Raw genomic sequence first — 16,195 nt, 5'->3', positions numbered from 1 at the left:
CGGGCAGCCTGTGCGCAAATGTGAGCGTCCTCTGATCAGCCTTCTTCTGTCGCAGCGACGGACTGCCTGCACGTCATCGCGACCAGCAGGGTTCCCAGCGCGGCCGCGCAGACCGAGGCCAGAAGAACAGCGAGCCGCGCCATCGTGTACTGCTCGCCGGTGGGAAAGGCGAGCCCGGCGATGAAGATGGAGATGGTAAACCCGATGCCTCCCAGCCACGATACGGCATGCAGTTGCTTCCAGCCGATTCCGTGGGGAAGATCTGCCAGGCGCAGCCGCACCGCCAGCCACGAGAACAGCGTGATGCCAACAGGTTTGCCCAGCACAAGGCCAAGCACGATGCCGTAGAAGATGGGATCGCGAAAGAAGCCCGTCTCGTGAGCTTCCCCAAACGGGATGCCGGCGTTGGTAAAGGCAAACAGCGGCATGATCACGAAGCTGACCCAGGGATGCAGGATGCCCTGCAGGCGGTCCAGGGGAGACTCGGAGAGATCAAGGCCGAAGCGGATCATGTGCAGATGGTGACGCGCATCGCGGCTCAAGGGGCCTTCCTGCTCGACCGATCGCTCAAACTCGTCAAAGCGGTTTCTGCCTCGCGTCAGCAGAGCGTCTGGAGGAATAAAGATGCGCACGGGAATCGCCATAGCAAGCAGGACACCTGCAAGCGTGGCGTGGACTCCGGATTGATACATCGCCCACCACATCGCGATGCCCGCCAGCAGGTAGGCCGTGAGCTGGGTTACGCCCAATCGGTTCATTACCAGGCAGAGGAAAAACACCAGCACAGCAAGCGCCAGGTAGCTGGGGTGGAGCTTGTGGGTGTAGACGGTCGCGATGACGATGACGCCGCCGATGTCGTCGACGATGGCCAGGGTAACCAGAAAGATCTTGAGGCCAACGGGAATCCTGCTGCCGAAGGCGGCGAGCACGGCGAGCGAAAATGCGATGTCGGTAGCGATGGGGACTCCCCAGCCGCTGGCGCCTGCGCCGCCATGGTTGAGCACGAGGTAGAGCGTGGCAGGCATGGCGACGCCGCCGAGCGCAGCCAGCACGGGCAGCATAGCGCGACGCACGGAGGTCAGTTCCCCCACGCGCAGCTCGCGCTTGACCTCAAGCCCGACGCTCAGGAAGAAGACAGCCATCAGTGCATCGTTGACCCAAAGATGAACGGGCCACTGGAAGAGCGAGGCTCCGGCGCTGAACCCGACAGGATATTCCAGCCAGGCGAAGTACTTCGGTGCAAAGGAGGAGTTCGCCATCACCACAGCAGCGATGGTGGCCAGCAGCAGAACAATACTGCCCGCCGACTCAAGCCGTACAAACCGAAGAAGCGGCTCCACCAACTTGCGGACGGGTCTCTGGTCAATCTGCGGGAGCGGACTTGCCATGCAACGATGCTACCGGGATCGTGAGCAGCTTGCAGAACTTAGCTACAAAAGCGGCGAGCAGACTTGATACCGCACAGAATCTCATATGGAATTGTGCCCGCAATGCATGCGTGGTCGTCAGCGGTAAAGCCTTGGCCAAGCACGACGGCCTCGTCTCCCACCGTGACACCAGGCAGAGCGGTGACATCGACCATGGTCAGGTTCATCGAGACGCGGCCGACGATCGCTGCAGCCTGCGATCCGAAGAGAACGCGGCCGCCAGACCTTATATCCGTTCCTGAAAGCTCGCGCCGCAGACCGTCGGCATAGCCGAGGGGGAGCAGAGCCAGACGCATGCGCTCGGAAGCCGTGAAGGTTCCGTTGTAACCGAGGCGCGTGCCTGCCTCCACCTCGCGAATATGCGTCACGCAGGCCTTCCACGTCATCACCAGCTGCAGACGGGAACGAACAAGGGGGTCTGCAGGGCCGGTGTAGTCTCGCTCGCGCTCGAGCGGAAGACTATAGCCATAGAGGCTCAGTCCCGTCCGCACCATGGGTCGCGCAGAGGCCGCGCGCGCAACCCTGCGGAGCCAGCACAAAGGACACTCGTGGCTGCCTGATTCGTCATGCTGGTTATCGACCGTGGACGAGTTTCCGGCATGAATCCAGGACGGACGCAAACCGGCAGATGCGACCTGCTGAATCGCCTGTTCGAAGGTCTGTCGTTGTGCAGACGTCTGGTGTGAGCCTGTAACCTCTGCCGAAGCAAAGTGCGTCATCACGCCGTCGACGCGAACTTCGTTGTGCTGGCGAAGCTGCTCGAGTACAGCGTCAAGTTCGCGTCCCGGTGCTGCTCCCTGGCGCGCCATGCCGGTGTCGATCTCAAGGTGGACGTCGACAGAATGGATGCCGTGTCGCTTCGCCGCGTGCGCCAGCGCCTCGATCTGTACGGCGTTTCCGACGACCGGGGTGAGCCGATGCTCGAGTACGGCTGCGGCATCTTCCTCGAGTCCTTCGCTCATTACCAGCACGCGAGGTTGCCGTCCAGCGGGAATTCCCGCAGATGCAAGCGCCGAGCGGACCGAGGCGCCTTCAGCAGGATCGGTAACGCCAAGCCATGCTGCTCCGGCGCGGGTCAGCACCGGGGCACAGAGCTGCGCGCCGTGACCGTAGGCGTCCGCCTTGATGACAGCCAGCACGGCTGCGTCTGCTCCTGCTGCATCGGCAAGGACGCGATAGTTTTCAGCCAGCCGCTGCGCCGAGATCTCAATCCAGCTCTTCACATCTCTATCCTACGGGTTCGAGCGCCCTTCGGTGACCTCGGGGCCAAGAGCAGATCTGGACGTATCGGCACAGTCTGCCTTTCGGTTTGGCCGGTCCTAAAGATGTTGCCATTCCGACCGCAGAGAAGCGGAGTGGAGGAATCCGCTTCTCTACCGAATGCTGTACCGGCATGGGCAGAGAAGCAGATTTCTCCACCTCGCCTCTCGCGATAAGACTGCGAGAGGTTTCGGTCGAAATGACACTTCCTCCTCCGATCGAAGACGACTACCTTGATATAGCCTAGAAGCCCGCAGAGGGCGCCAGAAGCTCACGGCGTTCCGCTCCGGAGGGGACAACTTTTCTCAGGTGGTCTTCCAGCCGCTGGCCCTTCCTTGGCGTAAAGGTGCGTTCGAGGATGGCGACCTCGTCCATGCGATCCAGGCGAAAGTCGCGGAAGTCGTTGCGCAGCTCGCACCACGAGGTCAGGGTCCAGACGCCGCTCCAGAAGACGAGCGCAAGCGGCCAGACGCAGCGCTGGCTCTGTTCGCCGTCTTCGCGGACGTAGCGGAAGCTGGCTACGTTGCGCGACTTGCACGCGCCGTGCAGCATGTCGACGCGCAGCCTCAGGTGTGGAAGCATCTTGTAGCCAGGGGCGTAGAGCAGGATGGAGTCGAACTCGTTGCGCAGGTCGGCCGGTAGAACGGCCTCGATGCGCTGCAGGGCCTGATCGGCGCCGAGCACGTTCTCCGCCCCTCCCCAGGCACGTACCAGACGCGCGCCCAGCACGAGCGCGGTCAGCTCGCCGCGCGTAAACATCAGCGGCGGAAGATCCATATCGCGGCGAAGCGTGTAGCCGACGCCGGCTTCGCCCTCGATGGGAGTTCCGGCAAGCTGCAGGTCCTGGATGTCACGGTAGATAGTGCGCTGCGAGACCTGCAGCTTGTCCGCAAGGGTCTGCGCCGTCTGCAGGCGGCCCTGGCGGAGAAACTGCACGATTCGAAAGAGGCGGTCTGCACGTCGCATGGGTGAGCTGTCGGTGGTCCGTTGTCTTTCTCAGTTACTGCGTCTCAGATTCTACCTACTGACAACGGAGAACTGAGAACGGACGACTCAATGGGAGTGCAAGCCGATGTGATTGCCTTCGCTGTCGCGCAGGCAGGCGAAGTGGCCGTAGCCGCCGGGTACGGGAGTCTTGGGCATCAGGACCAGCCCTCCGGCGACGCGAACACGCGAGAGCACGGCGTCAAGCTCGCCATCGCAGTTGAGGTAGACCATCGTGCCTCCGCGGCCAGGCTTCTGAAAAGGTCGCTTGACCAGCGTCCCGCCGGTCCCGCTGCGTTCTGCGGAGAAGAAGGCCATCGGCGTCCCGGACGGATCGCGCTGCATGCGTTCGCCCAGAATGGTCTCGTAAAAGTGAGTGGCGCGGTCGAGGTCGTCGCACGGTATCTCGAACCAGTTAATCGCATGTTGCCGCAGCTTTTGTTCGTTCATGTCGGTGCTCCTCGGAAGAGTCTTTCAAGCGATTCCATGACGAAGCATACGGGAGGCATCCTGACAGCATCATGTCAGCAGGTTCGTCAGGGTAAAAACTAACGGATCGATGGGTGGTCCCACCACTCTTGTCGTTCAGCAAAAAGGTTCTGGGGTTTTTGTCCTGTTTCCCCTCTTTGTTTGCCTTTTAGACCTTCGTTTGTTTGTCTGTTTTGTTAAGGGCACGGCTTTAGCCGTGCCGAAAAGATGTCGAGTTACCAGGAGACGGGCTTTAGCCCCTGCGGTACGCCTTGTGTATGGGCCGGCACGTCCTCAGCGGCTGAAGCCGCATTTCAGGCTGTTGCGGCACGGCTAAAGCCGTGCCCTTAACAAAACCAGGCTTTTTTCATTCGGAGTAGAACTCTAAGGGAGATAGCAGCTCCTATGGGCTACAAAATCGCATCCGAAGGCAGGTCATGGATTCGGATCACGCCTTGCAGACGCGAATAGGCATCTCTCTCAGGCTTCATAAAAAGCCTCTTCAGCAAGTCTCTACAGAATGAGAGGAGCACTTTGTTGCCGGGTCGCGCTAAAGTATTCCGCAAACAAAAGATATTGCGGAGGCACATTGAAACGACGAGATGTGATTCGAAGGACACTTCTGGGCGCGGCCATTTCGGGGCTGGACCTTGCAGCTCATGGACAAGCCGCGAACAAGGACACAACAATTGACCCTGCTGTAAACGGCAAAGAAGCAAAGTGGACCTGCAAGGGTGAGATGGTTGTGGAGGGTCAGCAACCGGGCAAGCCACATGCCGGTAAGGTATTGGCTGCGATTCAGCCGCATGCAGATGATGTTCCGCTGTTCGCGGGCGGGCTGGTGGGCAAGCTGATCCGCGAGGGATACACCGGCTACCTGATTCGTGTGACCAACGACGAAATGACTGGCAGCGGCACGCGCGGCGAGGGTGTGCTGCACAACGAGCAGGATAACGATGCCGTAGCAAAGGCTCTCGGGTTGAAAAAGAGCTACAGTCTGGCGTATCGCAACCATCGTATGGACGAGATGTCACCGCAGGATCTTCGCGGCAACCTGATCCTGCTGTTCCGCCTGCTGAAGGTAGACACCGTCGTCTCCTATGACCACTGGGGACTGTACGAGGAGAACCCCGATCACTATGTGACCGCAGCTGCAGTGGAGTCGGCCGCGTGGATGGCGGGGATGGCGAAAGACTACCCCGAACAATTGGAAACTGGGCTGAAGCCGCACAGCGTGATGGAGAAGTACTACTACGCGCGCGGACCGCAGATCGCCAATCGCGTGGTGGACATCAGCGCTGATGTCGACGTGAAGGTCGCGTCGATTCAGGCAATTGGAACGCAGGGGCCGGGCGGCAACAACGGTGCGCGTCTGCGCCAGCGGCTGGCAGAGAAGAAGCTGCGGCTGCCGATCCTGGGTGACGATGACGAGACCGCAAACAGCAGGTACATCGAGCACTTTGTGCTCGACCAGGACTCGATGCACACGCGGGGGGTGATGTCGGATCGCGAACTGGGAGCAGCCTATGGTTTCGCCTGGGCGGAGCGCTTCCGCTATATCGGGCCGAACCGCTCAAGGCTGGATGAGTACATCGCGAAGAACGCGGTGAAGGTTTGAATTCATACCCGCGATTCATCGGCATTCTTTAAGGCATCAAATGATGCTATATCCCATGCATTCATGCGAACCCTGGCGCTCGGCTCTTTCAAGCCACGAGTTCTAATATCCGCCGCCCTCGTAGCCGCCAGTGGAGAGGTTTTCAAAGCGGGTGTAGTCGGCCAGGTACGCGAGGTGGACAGAACCGGTGGGACCGTTACGCTGTTTGGCGATGATGATCTCGGCCTTGCCCTTGGACTCGGGATCCTCGTCGCCGTTCTCGTCCTTGTTGTAGTAGCTGTCGCGGTGGATGAAGCAGACAAGATCGGCGTCCTGCTCGATGGAGCCGGATTCGCGCAGGTCGGAGAGCATGGGCTTCTTGTCGCCGCCGCGCTGCTCGCTGGCGCGCGAGAGTTGCGAAAGCGCAATGACGGGAACCTTCATCTCCTTGGCCAGCGCCTTCAGGCCGCGAGAGATGGCAGCGACCTCCTGGTTTCGGTTCTCCGGACCTTTCTTTCCAGGCCCGGCCGCGACCGTCATCAGCTGCAGGTAGTCGATCATGATCAGGTCGAGACGGCCCTCCTGCTGCTTCAGGCGGCGCACCTTGGCACGCATCTCGGCAAGAGTAATGCCGGGCGTGTCGTCGATAAACATCTTCGACTCGATCAGTCGCTCCAGGCCGGAGATTAGCTTGCCCTTGTCTTCCTTGCCTAAGAAGCCCGTCTGGATCTTGCGCGAGTTGACCATGGCCTCCGAGGCGAGCATACGTCGCAGCAGGCTCTCCTTCGACATTTCGAGCGAAAAGACGGCAACTACCTTGCCGTCACGCACAGCGGAGTTCTGCGCAATGTTGATGGCCCAGGCGGTCTTTCCCATCGAGGGACGCGCCGCGATGATGATGAGTTCGGAGTCCTGCAGGCCGCTGGTCATGCGGTCGAAATCGATGTAGTGGGTGGCCAGGCCCGTGACCTCGCGGCCCTGCTCGTAGAGCTTGTCGATGGTGCCAAAGGACGATTTGACGATCTCGCCGATGTCAGAGAAGCCACGCTGGATGGCGCTGTCGGCGACATCGGCCAATTGCGCTTCCACATCGCCCAGCACGTTGATCGCGTCTTCCGACTGGTCCGAGGCACGGGTCGCGCCGTCGCTGAAGATCGCCATCAGGCGCCGCAGCAGGCTCTTGTCCTTGATGATGCGGACGTAGCTCTCGATGTTCAGATTACGCGGAATACCCTCGGTCAGGTACGCGAGATAGGCCGGACCGCCGATGGAATCGAGCTCGCGCTTGCGCTCCAGCTCAGCGCGGACCGTCGTAATGTCGACGCCGTGGCCGACGCCCATCAGGTCGACGATGGACTGATAGATGCGGCGGTGCGAGTCGAGCGAAAAGTCGTCGGCCGTCAGCCTGGCGGTGGCATCGATGATGGCCATTCCATCCAGGAGCATGGCCCCCAGGATGGTGACCTCAGTGTGGACGGACGAGGGAAGCCCGTCAGTGATGCCAATCTGCGCAAACGATGCCATATCCTTCATTTTCCGACGAGGAGATGCAGCGGGCAATACAGGTATCTGCAGTGATTCTGGTGCAACTTTGGGTTTCCCACAGCTAATGCGCAGTTACCCACAGGCGGAGCGTCAATCCGGATCGATATCTCGTGAGGACGACGATGAAGATGCATGATGGTCAATTGATTCAGATAGGCATTCCTTTACGAAGTGTCATCCCGAGTGAAGCTTCTCGCGGCTTTAACGCGAGAAGCGGAGTCGCAGGATGACACCTTCGGATCGCTCTACTTGTGCTTGTAGTCCTGAAAAAGATCCGGAAACTGCTGCTTGAGCGCGGCGATCTTGGGCACGTCGCAAACCTGGATGTAGGGATTGTCAGGATTCTTTTCGGCGTAGTCCTGGTGATAGTCTTCCGCGTTGTAGAAGGCTTTCAGCGGCACGACGTGGGTCACGATCTTCTTCGGAAAGGCGTGTGCAGCATCGAGCTGGGCGATGTAGGCGTTAGCGATCTTCTGCTGCTCCGGCGTGGCGTAGAAGATGACGGAACGGTACGAGGTACCGACATCCGGACCCTGCCGATTGAGCTCCGTAGGATCGTGCACCGCCGAAAAGAAGATGCGCAGCAGCGTGCCGTAGCTGACCTTTGAGGGATCGAAGACGATCTTGACCGACTCAGCGTGGCCGGTGGTCTCGGACGAGACGGCGCCATAGTTCGCCGTCTCTTTCGTGCCTCCGGAGTACCCTGCGGTGGTTGCAGTAACGCCTTTGACGCGCTGAAAGACGCTCTGAACTCCCCAGAAGCAACCGCCGCCGAGGACCGCGGTCTCGCTCTGGGAGGAGGGGATGTGCTCATCGACGGTGGGGGCGGGAAGGGGCTGTTTGCGAGTATTTGCGAGGGTGGCGGTCATGTGTGCTCTTCCCATCCAGATCGCAGCAGCCAGGATGGTGAGGACTACGAGACTCAGACCGGTCCAGAAATCCGCTTTTCTCATGGGATGGATGTCTCCTGCTGATCTGTTAGATGATAGCGAGGCGAAGAGGTCACAACAGGGCCGGAGGCTCCGGTTTATCTGTGATCTTTGGAGGGAGCCGGGGGGTGTGGCGGTTCCAGGCATCGCGAAATGCGGGGGTTCCTCGACTTTGCGGCTGCGCCGCTTCGCTCGGAATGACACTCGATAGAAGCTGGGCCATATCAACAGCCGGGCGATCCAACAACTGAGGCGATTCCAACCAGAAGTGTCATTTCGACCGGAGCAGGACAGTTTTATCGTCCTGCGGAGTGGAGAAACCCCCGCATTTTTGCGATGCTCGAAGCGGTTCCGATGCGGATGTATCTATGAGAGTGGTTTTGGGGAAATCACTTCGTCGGGGCGATCGATCGGCTTTCCCCACTCCTCGCTCAGATCGCGCCATGTTGGGTTGTGTGCGACGATGAGCTGAATCTTCTTGATGCGAGACCAGCGTTTCAACCGTTTCTCGCGTGCGATCGCGTCGTCGATCATGGCGAAGCGCTCCAGATGGACGAGCCGGTCGATGCGGTATCGCGCAGTAAAGCTGTCCGGATGGGTCTTATCTTTGTGCTGGCGGATACGGCTTTCGATCTCGCTGGTAACGCCTACGTACAGGTGCTTGTAAGTGCTTGCCAGGATATAGACATACCCCTGATCGACCATGCAAGGAAGTATCGCACGGGGGAGTAGTGACGGTTCCGGCATCGCGAAATGCGGGGGTTCCTCGACTGCGTGCTTCGCACTTCGCTCGGAATGACACTCCATGGAGGCAGGGCGCCATGTCAATAACCGGGCAATCCAAACAACAAGGCGATCTCAACGACTGAGCGGCTTATCCAGAGGTGTCATTTCGACCGGAGCAGGACAGTTTTATCGTCCTGCGTAGCGGAGAAACCCCCGCATTTTGCGATGTTCGAACCGATGCTGATGCGGTGCGCAGTTACACGCTAAGCCACAGTCTGCTGCCGCCCCTGAATCTCAATGAAGACATGAATCAGGCTGACCGCCGCCGGCGTAACCCCCGCGATGCGGCTGGCCTGACCCAGTGTCTGCGGGCGGACGCGGCCCAGCTTCTCCTTCATCTCGCGTGAGAGGCCGGAGACGGCGCTGTAGTCGAACCACTCGGGAATGGCCTTTTGCTCGGACTGCCTGAGCTTCTCCATCGACTTGCGCTGCTGGTTGAGATAGCCCTCGTACTTGATCTCGGTCTCGACGGTCTTAATCTCGTTGCGCACCCAGACGTGCAGCCTGCCGTCTTCAGCCAGCGAGGTAGTCCATGCAGCAAGCTCTGGCTTGTCCGCGATCAGCGGAACCAGCGTGGGCCAGATTGCCTCAATTGTGATCGCCGGGCGTTTCAACAGCTGTGCGAAGGTGATGCCCTCGACGCTGGGGCCGGTAAGGTCTGCCTGCAACTCGGAAGGCAGCGCTTTGATGTCGACCTTTGTGAAGCGCAGCATCTGCGAGAGCGTCTGTGCGCGGGTCTGCTTAGCCTCGTAATCGGCCCATGCGTCGTCGCTGATCAAACCGAGGCGGCGGCCATGCGGCGTCAGGCGCTTGTCGGCGTTGTCGATGCGCAGGTGCAGCCGAAACTCCGCACGCGAGGTAAACATGCGATAGGGCTCGTTGGTCCCCTTCGAGATAAGATCATCGATCAGGATGCCGGTGTAGGCCTCGGTGCGGTCGAGCGTAAAGGTCGGCGGACCCACCTTAGTCGTATCTTCGCCTGCGGAAAGCTGAGCCGAAGATGGGGCACTCGGATCCTTCAGATATCGGGCATACAGCGCGGCGTTGATGCCGGCCATCAGGCCCTGGCACGCCGCTTCTTCATACCCACTCGTCCCGTTAATCTGTCCCGCGAGATAGAGGCCCTGGTAGCTCTTCACCTTCAGCGTGCGATCAAGCTCCGTCGGGTCGATGGCGTCGTACTCGATGGCGTAGCCGGGGCGCAGCATCTCGGCGTTCTCAAGGCCCTGAATGGAGCGCACCATCTCGGCCTGTACGTCCATGGGCAGCGAGGTGCTCATGCCGTTGATGTAGACCTCGTGCGTGTTCAGACCTTCGGGCTCCAGGAAGAACTGGTGCTGGGTCTTGTCCGGGAAGCGCACGATCTTGTCTTCGATGGACGGGCAGTAACGCGGGCCAATGCCCTCGATCTGTCCGGAGAACATGGGCGAGCGGTGCACATTGTCGCGGATGAGCTGCAGGGTCTCAGGCGTGGTGTACGCAATATGACAGCTGATCTGCCGCAGCGGCGGCTGGCCCGACCGCGTAAACGGCGAGCGGAAGCTGAAGGGCGTCGGCTCAACGTCGCCAGGCTGCTCCTCAAAGCGTGACCAGTCGATGGTTCGTCCATCCAGCCGCGGCGGAGTTCCGGTCTTGAGACGACACTCGCGCAGGCCCAGCTTCTTGAGGTTCTCGCCCAGCAGTACGCTGGCGGGCTCGCCGGAACGCCCTGCAGTGTACTGCTGCTCGCCGCAGTGGATCAGCCCATTGAGAAACGTCCCCGTGGTCACGACCGTCGCGCCTGCACGAACCTCGCGCCCGTCACGCAGCTTTACGCCGGCAATACGAAGTATTCGCGACGCTCTCTTCCGGTCGCTCGATGTCAAAGCAGCCACAGATCCGGGTGCCCCATCTTCGCGCGGCTTCATCGCGCTAAGGTGGGCATCGCGCGTAGCGCGACCGCTCTCTCCGGCTTCGTCCTCCTCAACGATCAGGTCAACCACCTCGGCCTGCTTGATAAAAAGGTTCTTCTGCGCCTCCAGCACCTCGCGCATCTTCACGCGATAGAGAGCCTTGTCACACTGCGCTCGCGGCGACCACACGGCAGGCCCGCGTGAGGTATTGAGCAGGCGGAACTGGATCCCGCAGGCATCGGCGACCTCACCCATCACTCCGCCTAGTGCATCGACCTCGCGCACCAGGTGACCCTTGGCGATTCCACCAATGGCGGGATTGCAGCTCATCTGTGCGATCAGGTCGAGGTTCAGGGTAAAGATGGCGGTGCGCAATCCCATGCGCGCCGCGGCGACGGCGGCTTCGCATCCGGCGTGTCCCGCGCCGACGACGACCACGTCGTACTGTTCCGTAAAGCTCACACAACTATTTTACGTGGGTAATATGCCAGGATGTGTCATCAAACGGCTTTAGCATCCTGCGTAGCGGGAAGGTCTTATCCTGAGCGTAGCTTCTCGCAGCCTTATCGCGAGAAGCGCAGTCGAAGGATCTGCGGTTTTCCGCCCGGCAACCATCCCGAACCGCAGATCCCTCCCACTCCGCGCTGCGCACTCCGGTCGGGATGACACTACCTCTCTGTTCCAAAAGGGAATCGTCGATAACCCCCTAGCTGCACTCCCACAGCATCGCCGAGTAACCCGGCACCATCTGGCCTTCTCCCTTCGATGAGGACGCCTCTTCGAAGCGCACACCGTCCTTCGCATCCAGTGCAAGCCCGCTCAGCCGCCACGCCTGCATGGACCTCTTCCGAACCGCCCCGGGCAACTGAATCGAGATCGCTTCGGCCCCTTTGTTGACCACCGCAATCCGCATCTCATTTGCGCCGCGCTGGCCCACATAAGCCGTCACATTCGCCTCGGTCCTGAGCGTGCAGCGCGAGACGGTAAATCCCGCGAAGCGTTGCGCCAGCAGCATTCCGAAATAGACAGGCCTCGGGGCCGCCGCACTCTTTTCACTCGTCTCGATCGGCGTATAGATGCCGACACCGCCACCGTGCAGGTTGACGCCCACAAATCCCTCCGAGGCAACCCGCAGCATGTAATCCGCTGCCCATAGAGCTGAGGCGTACGCATCGCTTACCCCTGGTCTGCCGCCGCCAAAGCACGAGTTCCCTTCATCCATCCTGTAGGGCACACCGCCGCTCAATACACTCGCCTGGCGCACTCCGGCGATCTGCGCTTCCAGCTCAGGATTCACCTTCCGCAGCAGCCTCTCCGCCGTCATCCGGGGATCACTCGCTGGTCCCATTCCATAAAAATGGCTGGTCAACAGCACTGCATCGTGCTTCACGTGTCTTGCAAATCCCTTTACCCAGGTTTCGACGTTGCCTTCGGTGTCGGGCCCGGCGAATGGTGCATGCGGCGTCATTGCCCGTACCGTCCGCGTCCACTCGTCGTACTCGGTGATGTACTGATCGAAGTTGTAGCCCTTCGTTCGAAAGAACGGGTCTTCTCCGAATCCGTCCGGCTCGTTGCCCACAACGAACGCAATCAGCCGGTTGCCCATCGCCTGCGAGACAAATGCGGCCTCGTCGGCTGCGCGCGCTGCGCTGCCGCAGGCGAAGTTCAGACAATAGATCAGCCGCCAGTTCACAGCATCCAGAAAGCCGCGCAGATTCTCGATGGCCCTGTGCGTGATCATGCCCTTGCGGTTGTGCTGCACGGTAGGATCGACCAGCGGCCACTCCCAGTAGTCCTCGATGCCGTGGCGAACGCCGCGAACCTGCTTCGGCTCGTCCTGGCCGACGCCCTCCCACACCGTGATGTTGCTCAGATGTCCACCCATGCGCAGAACACCGTGTCCGCTCAGTTTTTTGAACGCGGCGATCAAAGCATGATTCGTTGGCGAAAAGTAGTCAGCGTTGTACAGTTGTCCAGCCTCATAGCTCAGGCCGGTAAAGTCCTCGGGCATGACTGGCCCGCGAATCAATGGCATCGTAACGGCGACAGGGCTTGTCAAAACATGGGCATAGGCATGTTTCGTCTTCACTCCTGCCGCGCCTGCCAGAAGTAGAAATCTGCGACGATCCATGTCGCTCATGCAGTCTCGGTCTCCATCAGAAGGATTGATTGCTGAAACAATTGGAGGACCAGCTTACAATCACCGGATGACGTTGCGCTCGATCTTTGCCGCCATCGTCCTGTCGACGGCAGCACTGCACGCCCAGATGCCCGCCTCCGCGGTTTCGACCGATCCAGCTCCCGATCAAGCTGCGCCGCCGTCGATGGTGCAGGTCTCGGTTCCGTCCCACGGCGAGCAGCTTCTGGGAGTCTTCTATCTCGCAACAGGCGCTGGTCCTCATCCCACGGCCATCGTCATGCACGGCTTTCCCGGCTACGAACAAAATCTTGACATCGCGCAGGCCATCCGTCGCGCCGGGTGGAATGTGATGGCGGTGCACTATCGCGGTTCGTGGGGCATGAAGGGCGACTTCTCCTTCACGCATGTGGTTGAGGATGCCGATGCCGAGGTCGCCTTTCTGCGCGATCCCGCCGTGGATGCGAAGTATCACGTCGACCCTTCGCGCATCGTGCTGGTCGGCCACTCCATGGGAGGCTTCGCCGTCGCTTCGGCTGCGGCGCATGACCCTCGCGTTGCCGGTGTGGTGATGATCTCAGCGTGGAACATCGCCGGGCCCTATGCCAACCTCGCTGACGACCAGGAGAGTGTTGCCGTCGCAAAGTTTGTTGCGGGCCAGAAGAAGAACAACCTTGCCCCGCTGACAGGGTGCACGGCGGAGTCGCTCGGTCACGAGGTCTTCCGCAAACGAAAGCAGCTGAACTTTCTGAACTTCGCGCCTGCGCTTGCGTCGCGGCCCGTACTGATCGTGACTTCCAATGACGGGCTTGCGAGCGCCAATCAAACGCTGTACGAAGCTCTGCGCAAGGCCGGAGATCAAAGGGCGCAGATCGTTCACTTCGCGACCGATCACTCGTACTCCGGCGCGCGCATCGCACTCGAAGAAAAGATCCTCCAGTCGCTTTCGTCAATGGCGACGCGATAAGCGTCCGCCAAGCAACCGCAGCCCCAACCTGTTCATCCTCTCTGAAGAGAGCCAATTCCTTTATTCATGTTTTCATCTATGCTTGCCATCGCCCTTCAATTTCGTCATACCTGGTTCACGGCCATCTTTGCGTTCTGCGCCTTTGTCGTACTGGCGAACCTGTTTCACTATGTTCTGTTCCGCATCCTCAAGAAGAAGGAAGAAGAGAAGACAGGAAGCGGCTGGGGAATCCAGCGCTATCTCAGCAAACCGGCGCGCGCCATCTTCTTTCTGACCTGCGCGGGCTTTGTGCTTCCCCTGCTCCCGGTCATTCCGCCCAGCATGAGCGATAACATCCGCCAGGCGCTGCTGATGGCCATGGTGGTTTCGCTTGGATGGCTTGCGACCGGCTGCGTCTATGTCTTTCAGGAGTTCATGCTGCGCCGCTATGACCTGAAGGCGGCCAACAACATTCGCGCGCGCCGCATCCACACGCAGTTTCAGCTTTTTCGCCGCATCCTTATCACCTTTATCGTTATCATCACCATCGGCGGCGTGCTGTGGACGTTCAACGATCCGCGCATCTGGCACTATGGTTCGGGCCTGCTGGCCTCCGCCGGTATCGCCTCTCTGATTCTTGCGACTGCGGCCAAGTCCACCGCTTCCAACTTTCTCGCTGGCCTGCAGATCGCCTTCACAGAACCCATCCGCATCGACGACGTGGTTGTGATCGAAGGCGAATGGGGACGCATCGAGGAGATTACCTCCGCCTATGTGGTCGTCAGGATCTGGGATCTCCGTAGGCTGATCGTTCCGCTGAGCTACTTCATCGAAAACAGCTTCCAAAACTGGACCCGCCAGTCCTCCGACATCCTGGGAACGGCGTTTCTCTACGTGGATTACACGGTCCCGGTCGAGGAGCTGCGCGCCGAGTTGCAGCGCATCACCTCCAGTGCGCCGCAGTGGGACGGCAAGGTGTGCGGCCTGCAGGTCACCAACCTCTCCGAGCGCACCATGGAGCTGCGCTGCCTCGTCAGCTCCCCCGATTCCGGCAAAAACTTCGATCTCCGCTGCATGGTCCGCGAACAGATGATCGCGTATATCCGCGAGAACTATCCCGATGCTTTTCCAACGACGCGCTTTGCCGCGGTCTCGGAGATTCCGGTCGGCCTGCAGCAGCCCGCAAACGGGGATATGCAGCCGGTTCCCATCGCAGGGACCGGGCGGCAGGACAGTCACCGCTGAGCCGGTTCCGCCTGAAGCGACAAAAGCAGCAGCGCCGCATGGGAAGAGGCTACACTTGAGAACGATATGGACCTGAAACAGCTGAACGATCAGTTTGGAATCCCAGGCGTGCTGCACTTTGATGAGCACGAAGGCCTGGCGCGCGTTGTCGCCACCACACCCGCGGCGAAAGCCGTCGTCTACCTGCAGGGCGCGCATTTGGCCGAGTGGCAGCCCACGGGCGAGCCCGATGTGCTCTACATGAGCAAAAAGAGCGACTTCGCGCACGGCAAGCCCATCCGCGGCGGCGTGCCCATCGCCTTCCCGTGGTTCGCAACCGACTCGAAGGAGGACCGCTTCGAAGGCAAGCCCGGCCCCTCCCACGGCTTCGCGCGCATTCAGGACTGGAACCTCAGCTTCGCGGCGCTCTCGGGCGAAGACCTGCACCTGACCTTTACCCTGAGTCCGACCGAGCTGAGCCGCCAAATGGGATTCGATCACTTCCGGCTGGCATTTGAGCTGGTCATCGGACGCGGCCTGACGATGCGTCTCGCCGTCGCCAACGAGGCGGACAAGCCGCTCGAGTTTGAAGAAGCGCTGCACACCTACTTCCACGTAGGCGATGTGCGCCAGATCTACGTCACCGGCCTCGAGCCCACTGGATACGTCGATAAGACCGACAACTTCCGCGCCAAGCCCGCGGCGAATGCTCCGCTGCGTTTCACCCAGTTCACCGATCGCGTCTACGCGAACACGGCGGCCACCTGCGTCATTCATGACGAGACGCTCGGCCGCACCATCACGATCGAAAAGCAGAACTCGAACACCACCGTCGTCTTCAATCCGTGGAGAGAGCTTCCGGACCTCGGGCCCGACGAGTGGCACGAGTTTGCGTGCGTGGAGACCGTGAACGCCGGACCGAACAAGGTAACGCTCGCTCCCCGCTCGACTCACGTCATGCAGGCTCACATTACGCTTGCAAAAACAAAGAAGTAGGCAC

Annotated in this window: 13 protein-coding genes; 4 read left to right on the top strand and 9 right to left on the bottom strand. The window is 60.3% G+C overall.

All coding sequences use genetic code 11. The features are described from left to right. Positions 1-35 precede the first annotated feature (35 nt). From nhaA to GWR55_RS14365, 4 genes are all read right to left on the bottom strand, one after another. The gene (gene nhaA / locus GWR55_RS14380; protein WP_162402872.1) at positions 36-1,388 is read right to left on the bottom strand and encodes a Na+/H+ antiporter NhaA; all 1,353 of its coding nucleotides are present in this window, start codon (positions 1,386-1,388) and stop codon (positions 36-38) included. A 38-nt stretch (positions 1,389-1,426) separates the two neighbouring features. Continuing rightward, positions 1,427-2,650, bottom strand: coding sequence for an alanine racemase (gene alr / locus GWR55_RS14375; protein WP_162402871.1), 1,224 nt, complete (start codon positions 2,648-2,650; stop codon positions 1,427-1,429). Between the two features lie 280 nt (positions 2,651-2,930). Further along, positions 2,931-3,653 carry a YafY family protein gene (locus GWR55_RS14370; RefSeq protein ID WP_162402870.1) on the bottom strand — a complete coding sequence of 241 codons (723 nt, stop codon included), beginning with the start codon at positions 3,651-3,653 and terminating at the stop codon, positions 2,931-2,933. A gap of 87 nt (positions 3,654-3,740) precedes the next feature. Next, positions 3,741-4,121, bottom strand: coding sequence for a VOC family protein (locus GWR55_RS14365; RefSeq protein ID WP_162402869.1), 381 nt, complete (start codon positions 4,119-4,121; stop codon positions 3,741-3,743). A 607-nt stretch (positions 4,122-4,728) separates the two neighbouring features. On the opposite strand from GWR55_RS14365, the gene GWR55_RS14360 reads away from it, so the two are divergent. Then, complete coding sequence (locus tag GWR55_RS14360) at positions 4,729-5,757, top strand: PIG-L deacetylase family protein (RefSeq protein ID WP_162402868.1); 1,029 nt, start codon at positions 4,729-4,731, stop codon at positions 5,755-5,757. Positions 5,758-5,859: 102 nt separating this feature from the next. Here GWR55_RS14360 and dnaB read toward each other — a convergent pair whose 3' ends face one another. The 5 genes from dnaB to GWR55_RS14335 form a co-directional block, all read right to left on the bottom strand. Beyond that, complete coding sequence (gene dnaB / locus GWR55_RS14355) at positions 5,860-7,260, bottom strand: replicative DNA helicase (RefSeq protein ID WP_162402867.1); 1,401 nt, start codon at positions 7,258-7,260, stop codon at positions 5,860-5,862. A gap of 266 nt (positions 7,261-7,526) precedes the next feature. Continuing rightward, a complete protein-coding gene (msrA, locus tag GWR55_RS14350) occupies positions 7,527-8,234 on the bottom strand; it encodes a peptide-methionine (S)-S-oxide reductase MsrA (protein WP_370521148.1) in 708 nt (235 codons plus the stop codon). Positions 8,235-8,576: 342 nt separating this feature from the next. After that, on the bottom strand, positions 8,577-8,915 hold the full coding sequence (locus GWR55_RS14345; RefSeq protein ID WP_162402866.1) for a GIY-YIG nuclease family protein: 339 nt from the start codon (positions 8,913-8,915) through the stop codon (positions 8,577-8,579). Positions 8,916-9,199: 284 nt separating this feature from the next. Then, a complete protein-coding gene (gene mnmG / locus GWR55_RS14340; protein ID WP_162402865.1) occupies positions 9,200-11,350 on the bottom strand; it encodes a tRNA uridine-5-carboxymethylaminomethyl(34) synthesis enzyme MnmG in 2,151 nt (716 codons plus the stop codon). 244 nt (positions 11,351-11,594) lie between these two features. Then, positions 11,595-13,028, bottom strand: a complete 1,434-nt coding sequence (locus tag GWR55_RS14335) for a hypothetical protein (protein ID WP_162402864.1) — start codon at positions 13,026-13,028, stop codon at positions 11,595-11,597. A gap of 67 nt (positions 13,029-13,095) precedes the next feature. On the opposite strand from GWR55_RS14335, the gene GWR55_RS14330 reads away from it, so the two are divergent. The 3 genes from GWR55_RS14330 to GWR55_RS14320 all read left to right on the top strand — a co-directional run bounded on the left by GWR55_RS14330 (position 13,096) and on the right by GWR55_RS14320 (position 16,191). Next, positions 13,096-13,992 (top strand): S9 family peptidase, encoded by an 897-nt coding sequence (locus GWR55_RS14330; RefSeq protein WP_162402863.1) that lies wholly within the window; start codon positions 13,096-13,098, stop codon positions 13,990-13,992. 66 nt (positions 13,993-14,058) lie between these two features. Further along, a complete protein-coding gene (locus tag GWR55_RS14325; protein ID WP_162402862.1) occupies positions 14,059-15,216 on the top strand; it encodes a mechanosensitive ion channel family protein in 1,158 nt (385 codons plus the stop codon). Between the two features lie 66 nt (positions 15,217-15,282). Then, entirely contained in the window at positions 15,283-16,191 is a 909-nt protein-coding gene (locus GWR55_RS14320; RefSeq protein ID WP_162402861.1) for a D-hexose-6-phosphate mutarotase, read from the top strand. Positions 16,192-16,195: the final 4 nt, after the last annotated feature.

Origin of the sequence: Edaphobacter sp. 12200R-103, assembly GCF_010093025.1 — a bacterium.
Taxonomy (GTDB): Bacteria; Acidobacteriota; Terriglobia; order Terriglobales; family Acidobacteriaceae; genus Edaphobacter.
The sequence above is the reverse complement of the archived record's forward strand: the minus strand, read 5'-3'. Positions and strand labels throughout refer to the sequence as shown.